Source organism: Roseiarcus sp. (assembly GCF_052145395.1).
In the GTDB taxonomy this organism is placed as follows: Bacteria; Pseudomonadota; Alphaproteobacteria; order Rhizobiales; family Beijerinckiaceae; genus Roseiarcus.
Map to the genome: position 1 here is coordinate 1 of NZ_JBKQOT010000604.1, position 2,745 is coordinate 2,745.

General features: G+C 66.9%; 2 protein-coding genes and 1 pseudogene. All 3 read right to left on the reverse strand.

Annotation, left to right across the window (positions count from 1 at the left end; all coding sequences use genetic code 11):
* A pseudogene (locus tag ACLP25_RS20825) lies at positions 1 to 436 on the reverse strand (hypothetical protein); the annotation flags it as partial.
* A gap of 36 nt (positions 437 to 472) precedes the next feature.
* Entirely contained in the window at positions 473 to 1,648 is a 1,176-nt protein-coding gene (locus ACLP25_RS20830; protein WP_442471060.1) for a DUF4158 domain-containing protein, read from the reverse strand.
* A complete protein-coding gene (locus ACLP25_RS20835) occupies positions 1,578 to 2,243 on the reverse strand; it encodes a recombinase family protein (protein ID WP_442471061.1) in 666 nt (221 codons plus the stop codon). Before ACLP25_RS20835 ends, ACLP25_RS20830 begins: the two co-directional genes overlap by 71 nt.
* Positions 2,244 to 2,745: the final 502 nt, after the last annotated feature.

A 2,745-nucleotide genomic window follows, 5' to 3' on the forward strand; every position in this document is an offset into this window, starting at 1 on the left:
GACGATAGTTCTCGCCCTCCGCCGCGTAGCTGTCGACTTGGATTGACGACCCGGCGTGCAGAACAACAGTCTCGGTTGCCCAAGCGTCCTTCCGATCGGCAATGAAGCGCTCGAAGTCGGCGTCAACTGCAATCGGCCACGCGCCGGTCGCCTGCAATTCGCGCAACGTTTCTTGCGAGATTAGGCGCTCCTCGAACGACCGGTAGCGCCGGCTGCCCGTCACCCAAACGTCGCCAGCGCGCAGCCGACCGCGTAACTCCGACAGGACGCAAATTTCATAGTAGCGCCGGTCAATGGCGCCGTCAGGCATCACGTGCCGGGCCCAGCGCTCGCGCACAAAGCTGACCGGGGCCGATTTCGGGACGTGAGACGCCCCGGTCCTATTCATGCCGCGCAGCGTGTGGACTGCGCGCAGCAACGATGCGGCGGCGGGCACGCTCTGGAAAGCGAACGCCTCAAGGAACGCTGGGGTCTAGCGCCGCAGACCGGCATAGTGCTCTGGCAGCGCTTGGTAGGCGTCGAAGTCGTCCGGCCTGGCCAACGCCTCCGCCTCGGCGATCGTCTCGCGGAAGCGATCCCAGGGAATCACCTCCGCGATTGCAGCGAAGGCGTCGCGCTTTGCCTCGCGCGCTGCGATCAGGGCGGCGCCGACTTGCGCATACAGCCGGACCTTCTCGTTGATCGCCCGCGCATCGTCCTGGAACGAGCGGGCATAACGCCCCTCGGCTTTGCGAAACATTGTCCCCATCAGGCGCTCGAACAAATCGACGGCCTGATCCGTGAGGCTCGAGATCAGATCCAGCACGGCCGCGGTCAGGGCGGCGTGCCGACGCTGCGGCTCGTAGCCAGCGATATGCTGCGCCGTCGTGCGGCTGGTCTCGCGCGCAAGCTGAGCGAGGCGCGCTTGATGCACACGATGCGCGCGCGCCGGGTCCAGGCCGATCGCGCGCACATGATTGAGCCGCTCAATCAAGCCGAGCATCGCCGCCGGCTTGGTCGCTTCCGGCATCTGCCGCAGCCAGGCCAGCCAGCTGTGCGCGGCTTCCGAGCGACGATTCGTCAGGGCATCGAGCCGCCGCAGTTGTTCGGCTGACAGCCCGTCGGTCAGCCGGTGTTCGATTTCGCGGCGAGCGCGGTAGCGCACGGCAAGGCAGAGCCGCTCCAGCGTGCGCGGCGGGGGAATGATGATGCGGCGCTGGCGGCATTCTTCCAGGACCAACTCTGCCAAATGCCCGAGCCGGTCATTCTCGACCGCCTGCGGCAGCAGCCACTTCGTGAGCTCCGCGCCGTGGCGCGCGGCGAATGGGCGCAGCCGAAGGCGGCGTTGCAGTTCCGCAGCATGGCGGCGGCGCGTCAGCTCGGACGCCTGCACGTCCCCTGCGCCATCCGGGCAAACGTCGATCTGTTGCGCCACGAACGCGATGAGCGCCGCTGGCGGACGCTCATTGGCGTGCAGGTGACGGCCTGGGTAGCGCAGGCAGCACAGCATCAGGGCGTAGCCGAGGCGGCTGTGATCGCCGCGGCAGCGCCGGATCATCGCTATGTCGGCGTCGGAGAGCGTGTAATGCCGCACCATGTCACGCTGTTCGGTCGCCGGATCGAACAGCGCGGCGAGTTGCGCTGCGGTCAATTCCTGTCGTCGCTTCACGTGCATCTCCCTGGCTGGCGAGGCCGGCAATCCAGCCGATCCGGGCCAGGGAGTCGATCAGCGTGCTGCGCTTGACGCCGAAGGTGCGGCAGACCGCCGCTTTGGTGGTGCCGGCATTTAGGGCGGCGATCACCGCGGCGAGCTTCTCGGCGTCGATCGCAACCGGCCGCCCGCCCCGGCGCCCGCGCCGGCGCGCCGCCGCCAGGCCCGCCTTCACCCGTTCCTGCGTGAGCGACCGTTCGAACTGCGCCAAAGCGCCGAACGCATGGAACAGGAATTCGCCTTGCGGCGTGGTAGTGTCCATCTGCTCGGTCAACGACCGGAACGCGATGCCACGCTCCTTGAGGCCGTTCACCACGCTCAGCAGATGCGGCAACGACCGGCCTAGGCGATCCAGTTTCCAGACCGCCAGGCAGACGCCAGGCCGGGCGAACGCCAGCGCCTTCGACAATCCCGCGCGGTCGTCACGGCTGCCGCTGACGTGATCCTCGAACAGGTGCCGTTCATCGACGCCGGCGGCCAGCAGCGCATCGCGTTGCAGGTCGAGGACCTGGCGGTCGCCGTCCGTGGACACTCGCATGTAGCCGACCAGCATGTGCGGAAAACCCCTGAGGCGCGGTTTTCGCACGCTACCTCATTCCGACATGGTTTGTCGTGTAGATTTTCGCACTCGCCGCCGCCTTTGGGGCCCGATTCGTGAGGCCGTCGGAAATCACCTGTTTGCCGACATCCGCCCGCCCACCCCCGCCCTTAGGGATCCCGCGGCTTTTCAATCGCTTGCCCCTACCGCGTTCCGGTTCTGTCCGCTTGTGCTACAAAAACGCGCGGTTCGTTAGTTCTGGACTATATGGCTGGCCGGATTGAGCGGACACTCATCTTACACAAGCGGCAGGCCATACTGTCATGGCGGACGGCCGCCCATTCCTTCCCTAGGAGTCGTGGCGGCGTCGGAATACAACGGATCGCCCGTCGCAGCGGCGAGTCGGTAGCCGACCCTGAGTTCGGTCAGCAGCAGGTCGGGTCGGCGCGGGTCGCGCTCGATTCTGCGCCGCAGACGAAGGATGAATGGGCGCAAGGCTCGGCGAGCCGCTCGCGAG